The sequence below is a fragment of the Rathayibacter sp. AY1F8 genome (assembly GCF_002932165.1).
In the GTDB taxonomy this organism is placed as follows: Bacteria; Actinomycetota; Actinomycetes; order Actinomycetales; family Microbacteriaceae; genus Rathayibacter.
On record NZ_PSVB01000001.1, the window covers coordinates 50,124 to 71,601 of the forward strand.

The following is a 21,478-nucleotide window of genomic DNA, read 5'->3' on the forward strand; positions in this document are numbered from 1 at the left end:
CTCCGCTTCGAGGTGTCGGGTTGCGGGATCGGAAGAGGCCTTCCATTGACGGACGGCCCGCTCCCTCCAGGTCGGCCTGTGCCGACGGCCGGCAGGCCTTCGGCGCGAGTCAGCTCCGGAGGGGAGAGCCTGCTGCGTCGAAGCGGTAGCCGCCGAAGGCGCCGCTGAGCAGCGGGCGCGCCGTCGCGATCGCGGCCTGGACCCGGGGGAGGGCGAGGGAGGCCCGATGCGCCTCGGCGCTCTCCCACAGCTCGACGACGAAGACGGTGTCGGGCTGCTCGTCGTCGACCCCGACCTCGTAGAGCAGGCAGCCGGCGTCGACGAGGTCGTCGTTGTGCTCGGTGAGGACGGCGACGAGCTCGTCGCGTCTGCCGGGGACGGCCCCGAGGGCGCCGACGTTCACGAAGGTCATGCCGCGAGGGTACCGCCGAGGACACCGGCGGCGGGTGGCCGTCCCGACGGTCGGAGTGCGGTCGGGACGTCACGCTGGACGGAGTCGCCGTGCTCCCGCCTGCGACCCGCAGACCGATCGCGCTCGGCCCGAGGCCACGCCCGCTCGGGAGGATCGCCTCGCGAGAGAGGATCCCCGGTGGTCTCCGCGATCCCCGTCGGGTCCCACCGGCCAGGCATGGGCGTGCTCGGACCGACGGAGTGCGCCCGATCAGCCCGCGGGCCTGCTGAACAGGTTGACGACGTTCCCGTCCGGGTCGCGGACGAGGGCGGAGCGGTTGCCCCACGGCATGGTGCTCGGCGGGAGCACCACGTCCTCGCTCCGGGGTGCGAGCTCGGCGAAGGCGCGGTCGACGTCGGCCACCTCGAACTCGAGCAGGACGGAGCGGTTCGACGCGGGGACGACGGCGCCGTCGAGCATCGCGACCGTCGAGGTGCGGGCGATCGCGAGGGTCGCACCCGCTCCCGTGAACTGCGCGAAGACCGGCGCCGGGCGCTCGGCCGGTCGGCCGACGACCTGCTCGTAGAAGGCGACGAGGCCGTCGAGGTCGTCGGTGACAATGCGGAGGGAGGTGAACGACATGGGGCTCCTTCAGGGCCGGGATGAGGTGATGGCACCAGGCTCGCCGGTCGTCGCGACACCGTCCTGTCGGTGTTTCCGCAGATCGTCCGCGACTCCGCGAGGTCCGCGGCGGCCGTCCCCGGAGCAGGTCAGTCGTCGACTACGGACCGCAGCCGTCCGTACTGGAGCGCGAGGTCCTCGGCTCGCAGGGTGCGCTGCGGAGGCCGCTCGTCGGTCACCTCGACCGACAGCATCCGGTCGCCGCGGAACGCCCTGACCCCCTCCCGCAGCCGGCACCACGCGATCAGGTACCAGTGCTCCTCCTTCCCGATCGAGCCGAGCGGTTCGACGTCGCGGACCGATTCCGCGCCGCTGCTGTCGCGGTAGCGGAGCCGGACGACACGATCCGCTCGGAGGGCCGTCGCGAACTCCGCCGGGACGACCGCCTCCTCCTCGCTCTCGAGGAAGTGCACCCGGGAGGCGACCGCGCCGGCGCGGGCGGCCACGTCGTCCGGCAGGACCGCGAGCGTCTTCCGGGCAGCGGTCCTGGCTGCCTGCCGGAACGGACTGCGCTGCAGCGCGCTGAGGCCGATCAGCACGGCGACGGCCTCCTCCACCGTGAACCCGGCCGGACCGAGGGTCGCGGACGCGTCGATGACGTAGCCGCCCGTGCGGCCGGGCTCCGCCCAGATCGGCAGACCCGCCTGCTGCAGCGCGGACAGGTCCCGCTCGATGGTCCGCACCGACACCTCGAACCGCTCGGCGAGACGGCGCGCGCTCCGCGGCCGGGGCGAGACCGCCCGCAACTCCTCGACGAGCCCATACAGACGATCGGTGCGGTTCACCCGACCATCATCCGCCCGAGGCCGCCGCGAGCGCCCGCAGAGCTGGGCTCAGTACTGCGCCTGCTCGTGCACCTCGACCGAGCCGTAGAGGGGGGCGCGTCGGGCGTACCGCACGGCGTCGTCCCGGGTCGGGCAGTCGAGCAGGTAGTAGCCGACGAGGGCTGACCGCTCCTCCGCTCGGGAAGGGGCCGGAGCGCCGCTTCCTCTTCGCGCCGCGGTCAGATCGGTCTCGACGGAGACGTCCCCGGTGGCGTCGGCGAAGCGTCCGGAGCCGACGAGGACGCCGTCCGCCTTCAGCGACGCGTCGTAGTCCGCCCAGGCCGCGTAGTCCTCGGGTGCATCGCCCCCGGCGTAACTGCCGTCGGACCGCATCACGAGCATGATCTTCATCGCGCCTCCTCGTTCATCCGACCACCGTTCCCCCGGCGGCCGCCTCCGCGGGCGGATCGCCCCCGGGAACCGGCACGCCGAGCCTCCGACCATTCTGGGTCGAGGCGACCGTGCGGGGAAGGGATCGCTACGGAGCGGGATCGTCTGCGTCGAGGGCCTGCTGGAGGAGCCGGAGCGCCTTCGGCCCGACTCCGTGGAGGGTTGCGAGACGGTCGAGGCCCACCCGCCTCACGTCGTCCACATCGTGCACGCCCGCGTCCTCGAGCGCACGGGTGGCCGGGGCGCCGACGGCGGGAAGCGGTCGCGGATCCATACGTCCGACACTACGAACCGGACGACCGTGCCGACAGCCGATCATTCGGCGACTTCTGGCGGCGGGTGATTCCGGCGGCTGCCGTCACGACAGCAGCGGCGGCGAAGGCGACCATCGTGCCCGGCCCGTCGAGCAGCGCTCCGAGCCCCACTGCGCCCACGGCCTGTCCGGCGATCAGCACTACGAAGAGCAGGGCCGTGCCGGTCGCCGCGCGGTCCGAGTCGAGAGCGGCGGTCCAGGCGATGAGCGACCCGGTGGCGGCGGTGTATCCCCATCCGAAGAGCAGGCAGGCCGCGAGGGCGGACGGAGTGTCGGCGGCGAGCGCCAGGCCCAGAGTTCCCGCGGCGGCGGTCGCGGTGGTGATGGTCCACGCGGTGCGAGGCGACAGGGTACTGGTCCAGCGGGCGGTGGCGATCGTGACGGCGGAGCGCGAGCCGCTGCGTCGAGCGAGACCTGTCGTCCGCCCGGCCCGTGCTCGTGGTGCCGGAAGGCCGTCGACCGTTCCGCCGATCGGAGGTCGGCACGACGCTCCGGAGGGACTCGAGAACGAGGGACGGAGAAGACCACTGTCTCGATAGCCTCTGGATCGAGACGCCCGGTCTCACGCCCTCCTCCTGCCACCGAGGCAGGGCCCTGCAGCCCCGAGAGGACCGCTATGAGCTTCCCGCCTGTCGACTACGCCACGTACCAGGCCCTGCGTGACGAGGAGATCAGCCATCCCGATGTGGAGGGAGGAGGCTGGAAGCTCGGGCACGCGACGTCCTGGGCGAGGTGGGGCGAGCGCGGTGATCTGGCCGGCCCCGTCACGGCGAGCAGTCCCGAGGAGTTCGTCGAGCTGCAGCCCATGACGACATCCGTCGTGCTGTTCGCGATCAACTGGGGCGGGAAGAACCCTCCCTCCGACCCGACGTTCTGGCAGACCTTCCATTCGCCTGGTCATCGGGGCGACGGCGCACTCCGGAACAGTGTGCGCGCCGCCTACGACGAGGTCCTCGACTCGAGTGCGCCTGTCGCCTACATGTCGGACGTCTTCAAACTGGTTCCGACCCGTGACGCGGGGGCTCTTCGGACGACTCTGCGCGACGAGCAGCAGGCGGGCAGGGACCACGTCGAACGCTGCGCCGAGCTGCTGACCTGGGAGCTGATCACCTGTCGCGAAGGAGCCGACGGCCGGACGCCGGTGGTGGTCGGCATGGGCGACGCCGCGTTCGAATGGCTGTCGGGCACAGGACCGGACACCCGGATCGCCGAAGCACTGGAGAAGGCTCTCGGACCCGACGCCCGGTCGTTCGTGAGGAGGATGCCCCACTACACGTTCGGATCGGCCACCAATCACGAGAGGACGACAGCGCTGACCCGCATCCTTCGGGAGGTTCTCGACGACCTCTGAATCCGCGGCTGATGCTCTCGCTGGTCGCGACTGCTGCCGGACTCCGGGGTCCCGACACCCTCCTGCGGTCCGCGGCCGACGCCTCGTGGTCGTGGTCCCGGGTGGAGGGAGAGGGCGCCCGGGAGAGGTCGTACGCTCAGGCCGCGGGAGCCGGACGCGGAGGCGCCGTGCTGCCACGTTCGACGATCTCAGGGCCGAGGAGGCGCACGACGTACGCCTCCTCGGTGTCGGTCGCGCCTTCGATCCGGCGGACGAGCTGACGCACCGCCATGCTCCCTAGCCGGTCGGGTGCGCTCTCCACGAAGGAGTAGGGGAGCGAGAAGGTGCGCGCGAACTCCTCCGAGAACCGGCCGAGCACGGAGACGTCCTCCGGGCTCCTCGTGCTCCGCGCTCCCAGAACGCTCGGAAGTGCCGCTGCGGCCGCCTCGTTGTTGACGAGCAGGCCCGTCGCCCGAGGGTGCGCGTCGAGCAGGTCTCCGAGCGCCCGGCCGACGTCCGGCTGGGTGGAGGGCGCGAACGACGTGTGCAGTCGGATGCCGTGGGCGTCGGCGGCCTCGAGAGCGGCGTCCTGCAGGCGCCAGACGTAGGCGCCGCCGCGATCGACGACGTGCTGGGGCGGGGACACGAGCACGAGCTCCCGATGCCCGAGGGCGTGGAAGTGCTCGATCATCGCGCGACCGGTCTCCTCGAAGTCGAGGTCGAAGACGTCGACGCCGGAGCAGTCCCTCGGCAGGCCGACGAGGGCGCCCGGCTGCCGGGCGTTGCGCAGGATGTCCAGCCGCGGATCGTCCACGGCGACGTTGAGCAGGACGATCCCGTCGACCATGCGGGAGTCGCTGATGCGTCGCAGGGCGCTCGTGCCGTCGGCGTCGGTGACCAGCAGGATGTCGTATCCGAGCTCGCGGGCCATGTTCGAGACGCCGAGGGTGTACTGCAGCATCGCGGGGGCGAACTCGTCCTCGAGGAACTGCGCCAGCAGGCCGATGACCCGGGTCTGCGAGGTCGCCAGCGATCGCGCGCCCGCGTTGGGCGTGAACTCCAGGCGACGAGCCGCAGCGAGCACTCGTCGGCGCACTTCGGCCGAGATCGGGCGGTTGCCCGAGAACGCGTAGGACGCGGTGCTGCGGGAGACGCCCGCTTCGCGGGCGACGTCTGCGATGGTGGCCACTGTCGTTCTCCTCGGAGGCTGTCGGACGGCGAGGACCGGTCGGACTGCTGCCGGCTCTCCGCTCAGGTGCAGGAGAGCACGCGGCGGTCGCACCTCATGCTCCTGCATCCAGGGGCCGCTGCCGGTCCGGGTGGGGGGCGCCCCAGCTGCGCCCAGCCTGCCGTGGCATGCCCCGCACACGCTCGAGGCGCCCCGTACGGATACGGGGCGCCTCGAGGTCCGGGTCAGTTCAGGGTGAACTGGACGGTGGTGGTGTTCCCGGCGACGTCGTGGACGACCATGGTGTTGGCACCCTTGACCGCGCCGAAGACGCCCGGCTTGATGAAGTTCACGTCGGACCACGCGTTGTCGGTGAGATCCTTCACGCGACCGTTGATGACCGCCCTGTCGATCCTGCCCGCGTCGTACAGCTTGAAGCTCACCTGGTCGTAGACGCCCTTCTCACCGGTGGTGAAGGAGGGCTCGGTCTTGACCGTGGCCGTCGGCGCCGTGCTGTCCAGCGTCACCGCGAAGGTCTTCGTGGGCGCGATGTTGCCCGCGAGATCCTCCGCGTTGTACTTGACGGTGTAGTTCCCGTCGGGCAGCTGCACCGTGGCCGAGTGCGATCCGGTCCTCGCTCCACCGGCGACCGGGGACTGCGTGCTCGTGATGAGCTTGCCGTCCTTGTAGATGTTGGCCACGATGCGCTTCAGTCCGCGGTCGTCCGTCGCGTCGACCTGGACGGCCAGTGCGGAGAAGGGGCCCGCCGTGGTGGGCGACACCAGCGTGACCGCCGGCTTGGTCGTGTCGGCGACGGCGACCGGCGTGAGCGTCCAGAACCGGTCGGCGGTCTGGGCGTCGGTCGCGGTGCTGGTGGTGGCTCCGTCGGTTCCGAGCACGATGGTCCCGTTCCGGTTGTTCCCCGAGGAGTCCTGGAGCGCGACTCCGGACGCCTCGTCGAACGCGTACTGCGCGACGGTGCCCGCCGCCGCCCGGCCGCCGGCCAGAGCGGCCACGTCGGCCGCGGACAGCGCCCGGTCGTAGACGGCGAAGTCGTCGATCGCGCCGTCGTAGGCCGGGTCCCCGTACTGCGACTTGCCCAGGTAGTTCCGGTTGGTGTTCCCGAGAGCCGACGGCTTCACCGTCATGTTCGGGTTCGTGGAGACGACCGTGCCGTTGAGGTACATCGTGCCCTGCGTGCCCGAGACGGTGACGACCACGTTCGACCACTGGTTGAGCGGGAAGTTCTGACCGCCGTAGGTCAGTCGCTGCTCGCCCCCGGCGCCGGTGTTCGTGATGGCGAACCGCGGTCCGGCGCCCCCGGCGTTGAGGGTGAGGAACATGTTGACGTTCTGGCCCGTGCCGAAGTCGAAGACGCGGGAGTAGTTCGTCAGCGACGCCGGCTTGATCCAGGTCGAGACCGACCAGTCGCCGGTGAGTCCGCTGACGATTCCGCTGGGGAGCGACCCGTACGACGCCGTCTTGCAGAAGTCCAGTGCCGTGCCGAACCTGCCCGGCTGGCGGGCTCCGCTGACCTGGCAGTTGGAGGTCGGTGCGCCGTCGGACCACTGGATGACCGCAGCGCCCGCGTCCTTGCTCAGGTTGAGGACCCCGAGCGTCTTGCCCGTCGCGTAGTTCGCGAGGCGGACCTTCCCCTTCCCGTCGGGGATGAGCTGCCACAGCTGCTCGTCTCCGCCGTTCGCGTCGGCGATCACCGCGGCTGCTCCGTTGGACGTTGCGGCGCCGGCGATGGTCAGGGCGCGCCCGCTGGGGGTGTGGACGACGCGGTAGAGGCCCTGGCCCGCTGCCGTGATCCTCCACGCCTGTCCGGTCGCGGTCGCGGAGTCGGCCTGGACGACCGGCGTCCCGTTCGCGGTCGCGCCGCCCTGCGTGGCGAGCTGCAGACCGGAGTTCGCGTTGCCCACGGTGTAGTCGCCCGCCAGGCTGGTCGGGCTCTTCTCCGGGGTGACGATCACCTGGTAGCCGTAGGTCGGGTTCATCACGATGGGCACCGTGATCGATCCGTCGGCGGCGACCTCGTAGGTCGTGTTCGAGATGGTGACCGGGCCGTCGGTCTTCACCGTGCGGCCGTAGGAGGCGGTGAAGTCCACCTGGACGTCGACCTTCGAGCCGAGCGACAGCTCGTCGAGCCCGTTGACCTTGATGGACGTGGCTCCGGTGTTGCCGCCGGCGATGACGCGCACTTCGTCGCCCTCGTCGCTGACGGAGGCGGCGCCGTCGAGCGGGCTCTCGTTCGACGGCGGCGTGGTGGTCACCATCTGGCCGCTCATCTGGGCGTACCAGGTGTAGAGCCAGTACGCGCCGTTGGGGTCGCCGTTCCGTCCGGTGAGGAGGTCGCCCAGGGCGCCCGACTGGTTCCAGAACGGGAGCTCGGCGCGGGTGATCCCGTAGCGCTCGAGCTTCGCGATGTAGCCGACCAGCGGGCCGGACAGGCCGACCTCGGCGGGTGCCGCGTACTCGGTGATGTCGATGGGCGGCTCGGGGAGGTCGAGGTCGTCGAGGATGGCCCGGACCTTCTCGACGTCGCCCTTGATCTTCGAGGAGCGGATCAGCTCGTGCCACTCGAGGACGTCCGGGAGGGTGTCGGTCGCCTTCGCGTGCTCGTAGAACGCGCGCATGTTCGTGATGTTGTCGGAGTAGGCGGGGCCCTGGATCGGCATCTCGGGGTCGAGGGTGCGGATCAGACGGTAGGTCTCGGTCCAGAGATCGAAGAAGGAGCCGTTCGACGCCTGCCAGGTGATATCGGGCTCGTTCCAGATGGCATAGGCGACGATGTTCGTCTTGCCGGACGCCTGGGTGTCCTGGACCATCTTCTCGACGGCCGGGAGCCAGGAGGCCTTGTCGTATCGATAGGGCCAGCCGGGCAGGTAGTCCACCAGGCGGACGACGACGCCCGCACCGGCCGCCTTCGCGGTGTCGGCGACCGACAGAGCGTCACCGGTCGGCTGCTGGGTGCCCCCCTCGGGCTTCTGCACGAAGGTGTGCGGCTTGATGGGGAGGATCTTGTCGAGGGACGGGACGCCGGCGCTCGCCAGTCCGTACAGGGACCCGCTGGCCATGTGAGTGACGGGACGGAAGGGCTGGTCGGCTTCTACGACGAGCGTGGCTGCGGCTCCGGGTGCCGCTTCCGCGGGAGCGCCCACGGCGAGGACGCTCCCCGCTGCGACGACCGCGGCTGAGACGACTGCTGCGAGGACACGACGCCCGCGGATCCGACGGCGCTGTCGCCGGTCGGCATCCGTGGGAGGCGTCTCGCGTAGAGCGATGGATCTGTTCATCTGCTGTATCTCCATTGATCGAGCGATTGGTCGAACCTGTCCGCACAGTGCTGCATAGATCATCGAACCGGTTCGATGTGGATTAAAGCATTAACTGGCCGAGGCCTCAATACCTCTGAGCTCTTCGAGCCTTTCGCGCCTGATGCGACATGATGCGTTCGTATCTTTCCGACACCTCTGCACCAGAAGTTGCGAAAGCTTATGAGGACCGTCGAGTGACGCAGGAAAGAGCTGTCGACGGCGTCTCGTCCTGGGCGCGTCTCACGGGGAGGACCGTGCGGGAGCGGATCCCGGCTGGGCCGCATCGTCCAAGGTCTCGGCCCGGACCGTTCACCGGGGCGGGGTCGAGGGAGAAGCCCCTCCGCCGCGACGAGCGGCAGAGCAGCGACCCTCAAGCGGTTCGGACCTCTACCGTTGCACCCGTGCCCCTCCTTCTCGCCGGCCAGCTGTCGTGAGAGCGCTCGTCGCCTGGCTCGAGCACCGCCAGATCCCGCTCTACCTCGCCGCGATCGCCGCCGGCGCCGCTCTCGGACTGCTGCTGCCCGCCGCGCACCACCTCGAGGTCGCGATCGAACCGGTGCTCGCGCTGCTGCTGTTCGCCACGTTCCTCGGGGTCCCGTTCGCCGCGATCGGACGGTCTCTGCGCGACGGCCGCTTCCTCGCCGCGGTCGGGGTGCTGAACTTCGTCGTCGTGCCGCTCGTCGCCTACGGGCTGTCCCGATTCGTCGCCGACACTCCGGTGCTGCTGTTCGGGGTCCTCCTGGTGCTCCTGACGCCGTGCATCGACTACGTGATCGTGTTCGCCGGGCTCGCCGGAGGGGCGTCCGACCGGCTGCTCGCCGCCGCACCGCTGCTGATGCTCGCGCAGATCCTCCTCCTCCCCGCGTATCTGCTGCTCTTCATCGGTCCTGCGGGGGTGGCGGTGGTCGACGCCGGTCCGTTCGCGCGGGCGTTCCTGCTGCTGATCGTGGTGCCGTTGTCCGCGGCCGGGCTGGTGCAGGCCCTGGCGCGCCGACACAGAGCCGGCCGGATCGTCGAGTCCACGATGCTCGGGCTCATGGTGCCGCTCATGACGGCCACGCTCTTCACCGTCGTCGCCTCCCAGGCCGGCGCCGTGGGCGCCTCGGCCGGCCGGCTTCTCGTCCTCGTCCCGCTCTACGCGGGATTCCTCGTGGTCATGACCGCTCTGGGGCTGGGTGCTGGACGCGTCTTCCGGCTCGACGTGCCCGCGACGCGCGCCCTCGTGTTCAGCGGCGCGACCCGCAACTCGCTCGTCGTGCTGCCCCTCGCACTCGCGCTCCCGGCACCGCTGTCGCTCGCGCCCGTCGTCGTCACGCAGACCCTCGTGGAACTCGTCGGCATGGTCGTCCTCGTCCGACTGCTCCCTCGGCTCGCCCGAGACCGAGCAGTGCGGGCCGGCCCGGTCTGACGCGGACTCACCAGCGCCCGAGACGACTCGGGCCTGCAGAAGGGTCGCCCGGGGAGTCGCCCGGGAGGTGCTCGCTGGTCAGTCCTTCTCCGGTCTGCCCGCAGTCCCCGCGTCAGCGGGCTCATCGGCCGGGGCGACAGGAGCTGCGGACTCGACCGCGGTGGGCTGGACCTCGGCTGATCTCGCATTCCTGGCGGCGAGGCGCTTCTTCTGGGACTTGCCGGTGCTGAACGGGCTCACCCACAGCCAGGAGAAGCGCCGCAGCGACTGGAAGATGAACAGCGACGCCCAGAGGGAGAACACCGTCAGGGCGACCGGGAAGACCGTCGCCGGAAGGGGTGGGACATTCGTCTCGCCGAGCAGGGGGACGAATGCGACGACGACCGCGATCACGAAGAGGTGCAGGAGATAGATCTGGAAGCTCTGCTGCCCCATGGTGACGAAGATCTTCAGTGCGCGGACCTTGACGAGGTACTGGGAGCCGGCGATGCCCGCGATGATCGCGACCGAACTGGCGATCAGGATGACGCCCGGAATGCGGTTGGCGTCGAAGGCGACGATCACCGCGATGATGCCGAGGTAGGCCACCGCGAGCGCGAGCGCCTGCCAGAGCTTCACGCGAGCGGCGAAGCGGTAGAACGTGCGGGGGATGAACATCGCCACGAGGAAGAAGATGAAGTTCTGGAGCACCCGGTCCCAGCCGATGTTGTCGGTGTCCAGCAGGCCGGTGGTCGTCGCCGCGACGGCCAGCAGCCCGGCCACCGAGAGCTGGATCCATCGGGGCACCTTGCGGATCAGCCAGGCGAGGATGCTGAAGATCGCGAGAGCCCAGATGAACCAGTAGCTGCTCGACGGCAGGATGGGGAGCACCAGCACGTTGAGCGGGTCCGTCGGCGAGGTCGCCTCCGACCGTGAGAACGGGACGATGAGGTAGAAGACGACCCGGATGAACGACCACAGCAGGTAGAGGTACACCAGCGCGAGCACTCGGCGGCGCCACAGTTCGGCGAACGTCCACGTCAGCATCCGGGCGGCCGTGAGGCCCGCGATGAAGAAGAACACGGGCATGGGGAAGTAGAGGAGCACGGTCCGGAGCTTCGGGACGTACCCCGCGAGGTCGAAGAATCCGAGGAACAACGACGAGTGGTAGAGCACGACGAGGCTGATCGCGACGCCCTTGGCGAAGTCGATCCACTCCCGCGACTCGGGGCGCTTCACCACGGCGCCGGTCGCACTCGACCCGGTCATCCGCCGCTCCTCGCGTGGGCGCACACGGCGCGATCACTGTTCACCAATTGCTGCGGATCCATTGCGCCCCCAAGATGTCGAATTCGAACCGGATGCGAATGAGCCCCCGGTTCATTCCCCGTACGGGTCCTGAGAGTACGGGAAAGTTTCCGATCACGGACGAGTCGATGGAGTATCGAGGCGGCAAGGGAAGTCCGGACGCCTCGCCGCCGCCTGTCCGCGGAGATCGCCCGTCCGATCCCGGAGTCGCTCGGTCGATCGGGACGGGCGGCGGAGGATCGCAGACGAATGGACCGTCGAGAGACCCGCAGACGGCGCTTTCGTCCAGCCCCGGGGGTCGCGGACCCGAAGAACGAGACGAAACCGGCGTGCGGCTAGGACACCTCGACCTCTCCGGCATACTCCATGACGTGAACGACGCCACCACCGCCCCCAGTCTCGACGGCCGCGAGTTCGTGATGACCTCCTCGACCAACAGCGCGGTCGACCCGGAGTCGCCGTCGCGGTTCCACTACTCCGAGCGCGACGGAGTGGTCTGGGGCGACTACGTCGGCGACACCGTGACCTTCGGCCGGTTCGTGGGCACGCGCACCGGCGACGCCCTGCAGGTCTCGTTCGTGCACCAGCTGATCGACGGCGGGACCGTGGTCAGCGGCACCGGCGGCAGCCGCGTCGAGCTCGACGGAGAGGGCCTGCTGCGGCTCGTCGAGGAGTTCGAGATCGACGGCGACGACCACGTCAGCATCTGCGTCGAGGTCTGACGCTCAGCGCGCCGCGTCGCGGCCGTTCCCCGCGGTGGTGAACCGCGTCATGCCGAGCCGGTTCGTCGATCCGGAGCGGTCGGGGATGTCGGAGGGCAGCAGGTAGGCCTTGCGTACCACCTCGTCGAGCACGACGACCGAGACCACCGACTTCACCTCGGGCCGGGCCGCGACCACGCCGGTGACGAAGTCGTGCACGCCGCCGATGTCGAGCGAGCGGACCAGGAGCATCGCGTCGTGCTCGCCGGTCGTGATGCAGCAGTACTCGACGTCGGGCATCTGGAGGATGCCCTCGCGGAACCGGTGCCACGACTGCGGATGCACCGTCACGAACACCAGGGCGCAGACGTCGAGCCCCACCTTGCCGGGATCGACCAGGGCCGAGAACCCGGTGATGACGCCGGATGCGGTGAGCTGCTCGACCCGGTTGTAGACGCTCGCCCGCGAGACGTTCACGCGCTCGGCCAGGGCGGACATCGAGATGCGCCCGTTCTCGCGCAGGACGGCGAGGATGCGCAGATTGAGGTCGTCGAGCCCGCCCGCGCTTTGTCCAGCGACCGCACCGGCGGCCGGATCGGTGATCGACATAATCCACTCCTTCGTCGCTGCGGGCGGCAGTTCGTCCACGATAGCGGCCCTCTGGAAACGGAGTGCGTCGCGATGTGCCATCGTTTCGCAACACGTCCAGCCGAACCCTCGCCAGGAGGCCTCCATGGTTGTCCGCTCCACCCGCACCCCGCGCTCCGCCCCGACGCGAGTGGTGATCGCCGCTGCGGCGGTCTCGCTCGCCCTCCTCGTGGCGGGCTGCTCCTCGGGCCGCGTCGACACCGCCGACGGCAGCAGCGCGACGCTCACCATCAACAAGGCGTTCGACCTGAAGACCGCCGACCCGGGCCGCATGTACGAGCCGACCGGCCAGATGGTCGACAAGGCGCTCTACGAGACCCTCCTCACCTTCGAGGGCGGCGACGTCTCGCAGGTCGTCGACGGCCTCGCGAGCCTCGAGCAGGCCGACGACGCGAAGACCTTCACCCTCACCCTGAACGGCGAGCACACCTTCTCGGACGGCACCGCGATGACCGCCGACGACGTGGTGTTCTCGCTGCAGCGCGTGATCGGCCTCAAGGGCAACCCCTCGTTCCTCCTCGACGGCGTCACCGTCACGAAGAAGGACGACACGACGGTGGTGCTGACCACCGAGAATTCGACGCCCGCCCTGCCGGCGATCCTGGCGAACCCGGCGCTCGGCATCCTGAACTCGAAGGTCGTGAAGGAGAACGGCGGCACCACCGACGAGACCGACACCGCCGAGACGTTCCTCAACACCACCTCCGCCGGCTCCGGCCCGTACGTGCTCGACACGCTCGACCTCGCCTCGCAGGTCGTGCTGACCGCGAACGAGAACTACGACGGCGACGCCCCGGGCTACGGCCGCGTGGTCATCCAGAACGTCGAGGGTGCGACCCAGAAGATCAACGTCGAGGGCGGCAGCGCCGATGTGGCGCTGGACCTCTCGGGCACTCAGGCGGAGGCGCTCGGCGACTCGGTCGCGGTGACCAGCGACCCGTCGGCGAACGTGATCTTCCTGCTGCTCAACCAGAACCCGAGCGTCTCGGCGATCACGTCGAACCCCGACTTCGTGAAGGCTGTGAAGGAGGCCGTCGACTACGACGACCTCGTCTCGATCGCAGGCAACGGCACCGCCCAGGCGTCCGGCGTCATCCCGAGCATGCTGCTCGGCGCCCTGCCCGAGAGCGGCGCGCTCACCCAGGACCTCGACGCCGCGAAGGCTGACCTCGCGAAGAGCGGCTACGCCGGCGAGTCCGTGACGCTCAACTTCCCGAGCGACATCAGCCTGAACGGCATCGACTTCCCGACCATCGCGCAGCGCATCCAGTCGCAGCTGAAGGACGCCGGCATCACCGTCGAGCTCGCACCGGCCCCCGTCGCCACCGAGCTCGACGCCTACCGCAACGGCACCGAGACCATGGGCCTCTGGTACTGGGGCCCGGACTACCCGGACCCGAGCGACTACCTCGTCTTCACCCCGGGCGACGTCGTGGGCCTCCGCTCCGGCTGGACCGACGGTGCGGCCCCCGCGATCTCGGCGCTGGCCGACGCCGCGGCCACCGGCGGCAGCGACGACGAGCGCCAGTCGCGCTTCGAGGAGCTGCAGACCGCGCTGAACGCCGACGGCCCCTTCATCCCGCTGCTCCAGCCCGGCAACAACATCGCCGCGGCGAAGGACGTCTCGGGTGTCGTCTACAACGCGGTGTGGACCATCGACATCGCGGCCCTCGCCGCGCAGTAGCCCGTGTCCACCACCACGACGGCCGTCCGGACCCCGCGTCAGCGCGGGGGCCGGGCGGCCCACCCGTTCCTCCGCTACGCGCTCCGCCGCGTGCTCACCTCGCTGCTGCTGGTGGTGGGCGTGACCCTCGTCACCTTCATCCTGACCAACCTCGTGTCGGGCGACCCCGTGGCGGCCGCCCTCGGCCAGCGCGCTGCGGAGGATCCGGAGATCGTCGCGCAGTTCCGCGCCCAGTACGGTCTCGACCAGCCGCTCGTCGTGCAGTACTTCACCTACCTCGGCAAGCTGCTGCACGGCGACCTCGGCGTCTCCACCACCACGCACAACCCGGTGGTCGCCGACCTGGCGAAGGCGCTGCCGGCCACCCTGGAGATCGCCTTCGGCGCCATCGTGCTCAGCGTGATCATCGGCGTGCTGTTCGGCACCGTCGCCGCCTACCGGCGCGGCAGGGCCTCCGACCACGTTCTGCGCGTCGTGTCGCTGGCCGGCCTCAGCGTGCCGACCTTCTGGCTCGCGCTGGTCCTCTACTACGTCCTCTACTTCCAGCTGCGGATCGCGCCGGGATCCGGCCGGCTGAGCAGCGACTTCACCACGCCGCCGACGGTGACGGGCCTCTACACGGTCGACGCCCTGCTCGCCGGCCAGCTCGACACCTTCCTCGACGCGGCGTCGCACCTCTTCCTCCCCGTGCTCGTCCTGACCCTCTACACGGTGGGCCTGCTGACCCGGTTCGTGCGCACCGCAATGCTCGAGATCCTCGACCAGGACTACGTGCGGGCCGCCCGCGCGAAGGGGCTGCCGAACCGCGCGGTCACCTTCTCCTACGTGCTGCGCGGGGCGAGCATCCCGATCCTCACCGTCGTGGGCCTCGCCTTCGGCAGTCTGCTCAGCGGCACCGTGCTCGTCGAGGCGGTCTTCGGCTGGCCCGGGATCGGCTCCTACGCCTACCAGGCCGCGTCGCACCTCGACCTGCGCGGCATCATGGGCGTCGGCCTGCTCATCGGCGTGATGTACCTGCTCGTGAACCTGATCGTCGACCTGCTGTACGGCGTGCTCGACCCGAGAGTGAGGCTGGCCTCGTGACGGATCCGCGAACCACCCGGTCCGACCCGCGCGACGGCGCTCCGGCCGGTCCGCGCGACGGCGTCGGTGCCGGAGTGCTCGACCCGGTCGCCGCCCCCGGCCTCCGCCGCCCCCGCCCCCGCCTGCGCCTGGGCCGCTGGTCGGCGCCGCTCGGACTCCTCGGCGCCGCCGTCGGCGTGCTCTGGATCCTCATCGCCGTGCTCGCCCCCGTCATCGCCCCGCACGATCCGCTCGCGCAGGACCTGCCCCTCCTCCAGGCGCCCGGCGAGGGCACGCTGATGGGGACCGACGCGCTCGGCCGGGACGTGTTCTCGCGGGTGATCTGGGGTGCCCGGGTCACGATCCCGCTCGCCCTGCTGCTCGTCGTGATGTCGGTGCTGATCGGCGCGATCGTCGGATCCGTCGCCGGATTCCTCGGCCGTGCGGTCGACGAGGTCGCGATGCGCATCACCGATCTCGTGATGGCGTTCCCCACGGTCATCCTGGCGATGGTGATCGCGGCCGCGCTCGGAGCGTCGCTCCTGAACGCGGTGCTCGCGGCGCTGATCGTGTCGTGGCCGTCCTACGCCCGGCTGACCCGCGGTCTCGTCCTCGGCCTCCGCTCGTCGAACTACGTCGTGTCCGGCCAGCTGCTCGGCTTCTCGCCGCTGCGCTTCCTCGTCCGCGACATCGCGCCCAACATCGTCGGCCCGGTGCTCGTCCTGGCGAGCCTCGACATCGGCACGGCCATCCTCCTGCTGTCGGGCCTGTCGTTCCTCGGGCTCGGCGCGAAGCCGCCGACCGCCGAGTGGGGCTCGATGGTGTCGGACGCCATCCAGAACTTCGATGCGTGGTGGATCGGGGTCTTCCCGGGCCTGGCCATCCTCACCGTCGTCATCGCGTTCAACTTCGTCGGCGACGCCCTGCGCGACGCCCTGGACCCGCGGTCGCAGACGATCCGCGGAGGAGGCGCCACGCTGTGAGCGACGCACTGACCATCAGCGGGCTGCGCATCCGCACCCGCAGCCACGCCGTCGTGGACGGCATCGATCTGGCGCTGCGCCGCGGCGGCATCCACGGTCTCGCCGGCGAGTCGGGCTCGGGCAAGACCATGACCGCCCTGGCGGTGCTCGGACTGCTGCCCGGATCGATGACGGCCAGCGGGAGCATCCGCCTCGCCGACGACACCGGCGACGGCACGACGGAGCTCGTCGGCGCGTCCCGGCAGGTGCTCGGCACGGTGCGCGGACGCCGGGTCGCCATGGTCTTCCAGGACCCGTCGACGAGCCTGCACCCGCAGCTCACCGTGGGCCGCCAGCTCACCGACCACCTGCGCCACCACCTCGGTCTCGGCAAGGAGGCCGCGCGGTCCAGGGCCGAGGCCCTGCTCGAGCGGGTGCGGGTGCCGGACGCCCGGGCCTCCCTCGGGCGCTACCCCCACCAGTTCTCCGGCGGTCAGCGGCAGCGCATCGCGATCGCGGTGGCGCTCGCGTGCGAGCCCTCGGTGCTGCTGGCCGACGAGCCGACGACCGCGCTCGACGTGACCGTGCAGGCCGGAGTGCTGCAGCTGCTGCGGGAGCTGGTCGACGACGGCGGGCTGAGCATCCTGCTCGTCACCCACGACCTCGGCGTGATGAGCGCCGTGGCCGACGAGGTGACGGTGATGCGCCAGGGGCTCGTCGTCGAGTCGGCTCCGCGGGAGCGGCTGTTCACCGCGCCCGAGGACGAGTACACGCGGGCGCTGCTCGCGGCTCTGCCCGGCTCGAGCTTCGAGGAGAGCCCGGAGGAGCTGGTCGCCGAGCTCGTCGAGGGGCACGAGAGGGCCGCCGCCGCGGACGATCCGGGCGCGGCCACGGCAGGCGACGTCGAGAGGGGTGCGCGATGAGCGCGGGAGCGGTTCTCGAGGCCGACGGCATCGTGGTCGAGTACGGGCGGCGACCGCCGCTGCGTGCCGTCGACGGGGTCGGCTTCCGGGTGGCGGCCGGCGAGGTCGTGGCGCTGGTCGGCGAGAGCGGCTGCGGCAAGTCGAGCCTCGCGCGCGCCGTGGTCGGCATCGAGAAGCGCCGCGGTGGCGACGTGCGCCTGAACGGCGTCGACGTGCCCGCGCTCGGACTCCGTCGGCGCAGTCCGGCGATGACCGGAGTGCAGATGGTCTTCCAGGACCCGAACTCCTCGCTCAACCCCCGTCGCCGCATCGGCGAGCAGATCGGCGACGGCGTCCGGGCGGCGCTCGCCCGGGGCGCCGAGGGCTCGGATCCGGCCGACTGGCTGCGCCGCGTCGGGCTCGACCCGGCGATGGCGAGCCGGTTCCCGCACGAGTTCTCCGGCGGCCAGAAGCAGCGCATCGCCATCGCGCGGGCCCTCGCGGCGCGGCCGCGGATGCTCGTGGCCGACGAGCCGATCTCGGCCCTCGACGCCTCGACCCAGACGAGCGTCGCCGCGCTGATGCGCTCGCTCAGCGTCGAGGCCGGCGCGGGCATGCTGTTCATCTCGCACGACCTCTCGGTGGTCCGGCGCATCGCCGACCGGGTGCTCGTGATGTACCGCGGCCGGGTCGTGGAGTCGGGGGACACCGAGACGGTGTGGCAGAGCCCGCTGCACCCGTACACGCGAGCGCTGCTCGCGGCGATCCCGCTGCCGGACGGCCTGGGGCGGCTGCCGCTGGCTCCACTCGACGCCGACCGGGCGGCCTGGCTCGAGGAGCTGCCCGACGCGCTGGAGCGGACGGGCGCGTGAGCGCGGTGGAGGAGGCCCGGGCAGAGGAGTCCGCACTCTGGAGCATGCCGAGGGCCGTGAACCGCAGCCCGCTCCCCGGGGACGGCGCGTTCATGACCGCCGGCTGGGCCGATCCGGAGCCGGTGATCGACCCCGACGACCCGGTGCTCGCCTACACCGCGGAGCGCCGGTCGCGACTGGCGCAGGCGCTGCCCGCCGAGCTGCTGATCATCCCCGCCGGCCTGCCGCGGGTGCGCTCGAACGACAGCGACCACCGCTTCCGCCCGGGCACCGACCACGTGTGGCTGACGGGCAACGGAGTCGCCGAGAGCGTGCTCGTCGTCGACACGACGGGAGGGGAGGCCGGCTCGATCCTGTACCTGCGTGCTCCCTCCGGCCGCGACGGAGACGAGTTCTGGCAGAACGACGCGCTCGGCGACCTCTGGGTCGGGCCGCGGCCGTCGCTCGCCGAGACGCAGGCGGCGCTGGGCATCGAGACCCGGCCGCTGGCCGACTTCACCCGCGACGTGGAGCGGGCCGCGCGGCGGGCCCGGCGCATCCGGGTCCTGCCCACCCTCGACGAGAGCGTCGACGAGCTGGTGCGGAGCATCTGCGGGCCGGAGCTCGGACCGCACCTCGTGCTCAAGGCGACGCTCGACGAGCTGCGCCTGATCAAGAACGACTGGGAGATCGGACGGCTGCAGCTCGCCGTCGACGGCACGGCGCGGGGCTTCGACGACTGCCTCGAGGCGTGGCCGGTCGCCCGCGCGATGCCCCGCGGCGAGCGCTACCTCGAGGGCACCTTCGCCCGCCGCGCCCTGGTCGAGGGACAGGGGCCGGCCTACGGATCGGTCGTCGCCTCGGGAGCGCACGCCACGACCCTGCACTACACGCGGAACACCGGGCCCCTCGCCGACGGCGACCTCGTCCTGATGGACATGGGCGTCGAGCTGCCCTCGCTCTACGCCGCCGACATCACCCGCACCTTCCCGGTCAGCGGGGAGTTCACCCCGCTGCAGCGGGACGTGTACTCGATCGTGCTGCGCGCGCAGCAGGCCGGCATCGACTCCCTGCGCGCGGGAGTGCGCTTCCAGGACTACCAGGACGCGTGCGGGCGAGCCCTCACCGAGGGGCTGATCGACCTCGGCCTGATCCGCTGCTCCGTCGACGAGGCCGTGGCCCCGTCCGCGTCGTACCACCGCCGGTGGAGCATCTCCCGCGCCGGGCACATGCTCGGGATGGACGTGCACGACTGCAACCACGCTCCGCACGAGACGTACCTCGGCGGAGTGCTCGCGGCCGGCCACACGCTCACCGTGGAACCGGGCCTCTACTTCCAGCCGGGCGACCTGACGGTCCCCGCCGAGCTGCGGGGGCTGGGCATCCGGATCGAGGACGACCTCGTGGTCACGGAGACGTCGTCGATCCTGCTCTCGGCGGCGATGCCGCGCACGCCCGACGCGGTGGAGGAGTGGATGGCGAGGTTGGCGGGCTGAGAGATCGGGCCCTCGACGCGATCGGCCGACGCGGCCTACGGGAGCTGCGGGGGCGCGATCAGTTCGAGGAATCCGCCGAGGGCACCTTCGAGGTAGATGATGCGCGTGCCGGCTCGGGCGCCAGCGGTCATCCGGTGAGGTGTCCCGACCGGTCTCCAACCGTGTCCAGCGCAGAGCTCGAGGACACGATCGAGGTCCGAGACCGTGAGCGCGATGTGCACCGTGCCGACCTGTGCGGGCGAGCCGGCGGACTCGAGCTGTCGGGGCGGGTCGTACTGCAGCAGCTCCACACGGTGGGGGCCGAGGGTCACCGTCGCTGCGCGGATCACGGCTCCACGGACGCCGGTGGTCGCCGCCGTGACCTCCACGTCGAGCGTGAAGGTGCGCTCGAGCACGAACCCGAGACCGGAGCACCACAGCACCAGCGCGTCGTCGAGGTCGGCCACGGTGAGACCGGAGTGAGCGACGTCGGAGACGAGCGGTGATGCCATGACATCAGTATCGAGCTCCGACACTCCTGCCTGCGGATGTGCGGCGATCCTCACCCTCCCTGGGTGAGGCCGGTGATGAGGTTGATGGCGACGGCGACGACGAAGGTGCCGAAGAAGTAGGACAGCAGGGCGTGGGCCAGGGCTACGCGGCGTGAGGGGGTGGAGGACTGGGTGATGCTGCTCGCGCTGTAGGCCATCCCGATCGAGAACGCGGTGTAGGCGAAGTCGCTGTAGGACGGGTCCTCGTCCTGGTCGAAGTCGAAGCGGTGGCGGTCGTCGAGGTAGTACATGAGCGCGTACTTGAAGGCGTAGACGGTGTTGACGAGCGCCCAGGCCGCGACGACCCCGACGACCGCGAGGATCGCGGCCGCGGATCCGACGGGGTCCTTCTGCTGGCTGCGGAGGAGTGCGACGACCACGAGGACGAGGCTGAAGAAGGTGGCGGCGATGATGAGCGAGTCGACCAGCTTCCGGGACCGGTCCTCGTGGCGGGCGAGGTCGCGGCTGCGTTCCGGGCCGGCCGGCCACGCCGTCGACCAGGCCCAGACGAGGAACACCGCCGCGGCGATCGCCCAGCGGAGCAGAGGCGACAGATCGGGGACCGCAGTGGACCCTGAGCGCTCGGGCCGGAGATCCTTCAGACGGGCACGATCGGCCCCAGCACATTGAGCGCGACGACGGCCACCAGCTGGACGACGCCCGCGGTGACCAGTCGACCACCGAGGTGCGACGTGTCAGCGGGCCGCTCGGTCACCGAGCCGATCCGTACTGCTCCCGACGTCGTCCGGCACGTGAGTCAGGATGTCGCCCACCTCGCAGCCGAGGACCTTGCAGATGGCGTCGAGTGATGAGGAACTCACACCATCCTCCTGCGAAGAGGGGGCGGTGTCAGCCGGAGAGGGCAGTGCCCGAGAGCGGGTGGGTCAGTCGTCGTCGCTGTCGGGCGCGGGTGCCTGATCGGTGCTGGTGCTCGAGGTGGAGTCGGACCAGACTGCTTGTGCGCCGGAGTCGCCGATGCGGATGACGTCGATGGTCGCTCCGACGGAGATGGCGATCGCTGCGACGGCGAGCACGATTCCGACGAGGGGGCGGCGGGTGGTGGCGGCTCGGTCCTCGGTTCGTCGCGTGCGGCGGAACCAGAGCCACTGGACCAGGGCGACGAGGAACAGGCCGGCAGCCCAGGGGAGCAGGTGGTCGCCGAGCTCGGTGTGCTTCTCGAGGATCGCGGACGGCTCCGTCTGTCGTTCGAGCGCTTCACCGGCCTGCGTGGTGAGCGGGACGGCGATCAGTGCGGCGAGGGCGATGATCGGGGTGAGGATCCCGAACTTGCGGCGGGCGGCCGGCCAGAGGCTGCCGAGGATGAGCATCAGTGCGGCGAGGGGGAGCAGAACCACGACGGCGTGCACGAGGAGCGGGTGGAGGGGGAGGCCGTTGATCTGCCAGTCGTTCATCGGGGGCGCCTTCGGTCGAGAGGGGGGCTGTCCTCGTGACGCTAACGCGCCCCGCCCTGCGCGCTCTGCCGTTGGACGTGTTCGTGTGAGCCCTCGAACGATCACTCGCCCGTCCTCC

At 70.7% G+C, this 21,478-nt stretch carries 23 protein-coding genes; 9 read left to right on the top strand and 14 right to left on the bottom strand.

The features are described from left to right. Positions 1-109 precede the first annotated feature (109 nt). The 6 genes from C5C35_RS00235 to C5C35_RS16830 all read right to left on the bottom strand — a co-directional run bounded on the left by C5C35_RS00235 (position 110) and on the right by C5C35_RS16830 (position 2,741). Positions 110-412, bottom strand: coding sequence for a putative quinol monooxygenase (locus C5C35_RS00235; protein ID WP_104262255.1), 303 nt, complete (start codon positions 410-412; stop codon positions 110-112). A gap of 249 nt (positions 413-661) precedes the next feature. Continuing rightward, positions 662-1,033 carry a VOC family protein gene (locus tag C5C35_RS00240; RefSeq protein WP_104233974.1) on the bottom strand — a complete coding sequence of 124 codons (372 nt, stop codon included), beginning with the start codon at positions 1,031-1,033 and terminating at the stop codon, positions 662-664. A 128-nt stretch (positions 1,034-1,161) separates the two neighbouring features. Beyond that, on the bottom strand, positions 1,162-1,857 hold the full coding sequence (locus C5C35_RS00245; RefSeq protein WP_104262256.1) for a YafY family protein: 696 nt from the start codon (positions 1,855-1,857) through the stop codon (positions 1,162-1,164). A 48-nt stretch (positions 1,858-1,905) separates the two neighbouring features. Then, complete coding sequence (locus C5C35_RS00250; protein ID WP_181134123.1) at positions 1,906-2,247, bottom strand: YciI family protein; 342 nt, start codon at positions 2,245-2,247, stop codon at positions 1,906-1,908. Positions 2,248-2,374: 127 nt separating this feature from the next. Next, positions 2,375-2,560, bottom strand: coding sequence for a DNA-binding protein (locus tag C5C35_RS00255; protein WP_104223264.1), 186 nt, complete (start codon positions 2,558-2,560; stop codon positions 2,375-2,377). A gap of 10 nt (positions 2,561-2,570) precedes the next feature. Next, positions 2,571-2,741, bottom strand: coding sequence for a hypothetical protein (locus tag C5C35_RS16830; RefSeq protein WP_181065424.1), 171 nt, complete (start codon positions 2,739-2,741; stop codon positions 2,571-2,573). Between the two features lie 474 nt (positions 2,742-3,215). On the opposite strand from C5C35_RS16830, the gene C5C35_RS00260 reads away from it, so the two are divergent. After that, the gene (locus C5C35_RS00260; RefSeq protein ID WP_104262258.1) at positions 3,216-3,950 is read left to right on the top strand and encodes a hypothetical protein; all 735 of its coding nucleotides are present in this window, start codon (positions 3,216-3,218) and stop codon (positions 3,948-3,950) included. Between the two features lie 136 nt (positions 3,951-4,086). On the opposite strand, the gene C5C35_RS00265 is transcribed toward C5C35_RS00260, so the two are convergent. Both C5C35_RS00265 and C5C35_RS00270 read right to left on the bottom strand, forming a co-directional pair. Continuing rightward, positions 4,087-5,118, bottom strand: a complete 1,032-nt coding sequence (locus tag C5C35_RS00265; RefSeq protein ID WP_104226529.1) for a LacI family DNA-binding transcriptional regulator — start codon at positions 5,116-5,118, stop codon at positions 4,087-4,089. 224 nt (positions 5,119-5,342) lie between these two features. Next, positions 5,343-8,177, bottom strand: coding sequence for a LamG-like jellyroll fold domain-containing protein (locus C5C35_RS00270; RefSeq protein ID WP_219814127.1), 2,835 nt, complete (start codon positions 8,175-8,177; stop codon positions 5,343-5,345). Positions 8,178-8,847: 670 nt separating this feature from the next. Between C5C35_RS00270 and C5C35_RS00275 the strand changes: the two genes are divergently transcribed. Next, positions 8,848-9,825 (top strand): arsenic resistance protein, encoded by a 978-nt coding sequence (locus C5C35_RS00275; RefSeq protein ID WP_104262260.1) that lies wholly within the window; start codon positions 8,848-8,850, stop codon positions 9,823-9,825. 78 nt (positions 9,826-9,903) lie between these two features. Here C5C35_RS00275 and C5C35_RS00280 read toward each other — a convergent pair whose 3' ends face one another. Further along, positions 9,904-11,073, bottom strand: a complete 1,170-nt coding sequence (locus C5C35_RS00280; protein ID WP_104260246.1) for an acyltransferase — start codon at positions 11,071-11,073, stop codon at positions 9,904-9,906. A 410-nt stretch (positions 11,074-11,483) separates the two neighbouring features. Between C5C35_RS00280 and C5C35_RS00285 the strand changes: the two genes are divergently transcribed. Next, the gene (locus C5C35_RS00285) at positions 11,484-11,834 is read left to right on the top strand and encodes a hypothetical protein (RefSeq protein ID WP_258060307.1); all 351 of its coding nucleotides are present in this window, start codon (positions 11,484-11,486) and stop codon (positions 11,832-11,834) included. Between the two features lie 3 nt (positions 11,835-11,837). Here C5C35_RS00285 and C5C35_RS00290 read toward each other — a convergent pair whose 3' ends face one another. Next, positions 11,838-12,422, bottom strand: a complete 585-nt coding sequence (locus C5C35_RS00290; protein WP_104223259.1) for an Lrp/AsnC family transcriptional regulator — start codon at positions 12,420-12,422, stop codon at positions 11,838-11,840. A gap of 124 nt (positions 12,423-12,546) precedes the next feature. Here C5C35_RS00290 and C5C35_RS00295 point away from each other — a divergent pair, with 124 nt between their 5' ends. From C5C35_RS00295 to C5C35_RS00320, 6 genes are read left to right on the top strand one after another with little or no spacing between them, the layout of a single operon-like run. Then, entirely contained in the window at positions 12,547-14,145 is a 1,599-nt protein-coding gene (locus C5C35_RS00295; protein WP_104262261.1) for an ABC transporter substrate-binding protein, read from the top strand. A gap of 3 nt (positions 14,146-14,148) precedes the next feature. After that, positions 14,149-15,228 (top strand): ABC transporter permease, encoded by a 1,080-nt coding sequence (locus C5C35_RS00300; RefSeq protein ID WP_104262262.1) that lies wholly within the window; start codon positions 14,149-14,151, stop codon positions 15,226-15,228. After that, the gene (locus tag C5C35_RS00305) at positions 15,225-16,190 is read left to right on the top strand and encodes an ABC transporter permease (protein ID WP_258068929.1); all 966 of its coding nucleotides are present in this window, start codon (positions 15,225-15,227) and stop codon (positions 16,188-16,190) included. The genes C5C35_RS00300 and C5C35_RS00305 overlap by 4 nt, the downstream gene beginning before the upstream one ends. Then, complete coding sequence (locus tag C5C35_RS00310; protein WP_104250842.1) at positions 16,187-17,092, top strand: ABC transporter ATP-binding protein; 906 nt, start codon at positions 16,187-16,189, stop codon at positions 17,090-17,092. Before C5C35_RS00305 ends, C5C35_RS00310 begins: the two co-directional genes overlap by 4 nt. Then, positions 17,089-17,943 carry an ATP-binding cassette domain-containing protein gene (locus C5C35_RS00315; protein ID WP_104223255.1) on the top strand — a complete coding sequence of 285 codons (855 nt, stop codon included), beginning with the start codon at positions 17,089-17,091 and terminating at the stop codon, positions 17,941-17,943. The genes C5C35_RS00310 and C5C35_RS00315 overlap by 4 nt, the downstream gene beginning before the upstream one ends. Positions 17,944-17,999: 56 nt before the next feature. Next, positions 18,000-19,418, top strand: coding sequence for an aminopeptidase P family protein (locus C5C35_RS00320; protein ID WP_219814128.1), 1,419 nt, complete (start codon positions 18,000-18,002; stop codon positions 19,416-19,418). Between the two features lie 35 nt (positions 19,419-19,453). Here C5C35_RS00320 and C5C35_RS00325 read toward each other — a convergent pair whose 3' ends face one another. The 4 genes from C5C35_RS00325 to C5C35_RS00340 form a co-directional block, all read right to left on the bottom strand. Next, the gene (locus tag C5C35_RS00325) at positions 19,454-19,909 is read right to left on the bottom strand and encodes a VOC family protein (RefSeq protein ID WP_104223254.1); all 456 of its coding nucleotides are present in this window, start codon (positions 19,907-19,909) and stop codon (positions 19,454-19,456) included. A 50-nt stretch (positions 19,910-19,959) separates the two neighbouring features. Continuing rightward, on the bottom strand, positions 19,960-20,550 hold the full coding sequence (locus tag C5C35_RS00330) for a DUF1345 domain-containing protein (RefSeq protein WP_104262263.1): 591 nt from the start codon (positions 20,548-20,550) through the stop codon (positions 19,960-19,962). A gap of 93 nt (positions 20,551-20,643) precedes the next feature. After that, the gene (locus C5C35_RS17395) at positions 20,644-20,769 is read right to left on the bottom strand and encodes a helix-turn-helix transcriptional regulator (RefSeq protein WP_181134125.1); all 126 of its coding nucleotides are present in this window, start codon (positions 20,767-20,769) and stop codon (positions 20,644-20,646) included. Between the two features lie 63 nt (positions 20,770-20,832). Beyond that, complete coding sequence (locus tag C5C35_RS00340; protein WP_104226519.1) at positions 20,833-21,360, bottom strand: DUF2231 domain-containing protein; 528 nt, start codon at positions 21,358-21,360, stop codon at positions 20,833-20,835. Positions 21,361-21,478: the final 118 nt, after the last annotated feature.

Excerpts from the sequence above, each read along its gene's own strand:
- C5C35_RS00235 (WP_104262255.1), bottom strand. The coding sequence starts at position 412 with ATGACCTTCGTGAACGTCGGCGCCCTCGGGGCCGTCCCCGGCAGACGC.
- C5C35_RS00240 (WP_104233974.1), bottom strand. The coding sequence starts at position 1,033 with ATGTCGTTCACCTCCCTCCGCATTGTCACCGACGACCTCGACGGCCTC.
- C5C35_RS00250 (WP_181134123.1), bottom strand. The coding sequence starts at position 2,247 with ATGAAGATCATGCTCGTGATGCGGTCCGACGGCAGTTACGCCGGGGGC.
- C5C35_RS00255 (WP_104223264.1), bottom strand. The coding sequence starts at position 2,560 with ATGGATCCGCGACCGCTTCCCGCCGTCGGCGCCCCGGCCACCCGTGCG.
- C5C35_RS00260 (WP_104262258.1), top strand. The coding sequence starts at position 3,216 with ATGAGCTTCCCGCCTGTCGACTACGCCACGTACCAGGCCCTGCGTGAC.
- C5C35_RS00270 (WP_219814127.1), bottom strand. The coding sequence starts at position 8,177 with ATGGCCAGCGGGTCCCTGTACGGACTGGCGAGCGCCGGCGTCCCGTCC.
- C5C35_RS00280 (WP_104260246.1), bottom strand. The coding sequence starts at position 11,073 with ATGACCGGGTCGAGTGCGACCGGCGCCGTGGTGAAGCGCCCCGAGTCG.
- C5C35_RS00290 (WP_104223259.1), bottom strand. The coding sequence starts at position 12,422 with ATGTCGATCACCGATCCGGCCGCCGGTGCGGTCGCTGGACAAAGCGCG.
- C5C35_RS00295 (WP_104262261.1), top strand. The coding sequence starts at position 12,547 with ATGGTTGTCCGCTCCACCCGCACCCCGCGCTCCGCCCCGACGCGAGTG.
- C5C35_RS00315 (WP_104223255.1), top strand. The coding sequence starts at position 17,089 with ATGAGCGCGGGAGCGGTTCTCGAGGCCGACGGCATCGTGGTCGAGTAC.
- C5C35_RS00325 (WP_104223254.1), bottom strand. The coding sequence starts at position 19,909 with ATGGCATCACCGCTCGTCTCCGACGTCGCTCACTCCGGTCTCACCGTG.
- C5C35_RS00340 (WP_104226519.1), bottom strand. The coding sequence starts at position 21,360 with ATGAACGACTGGCAGATCAACGGCCTCCCCCTCCACCCGCTCCTCGTG.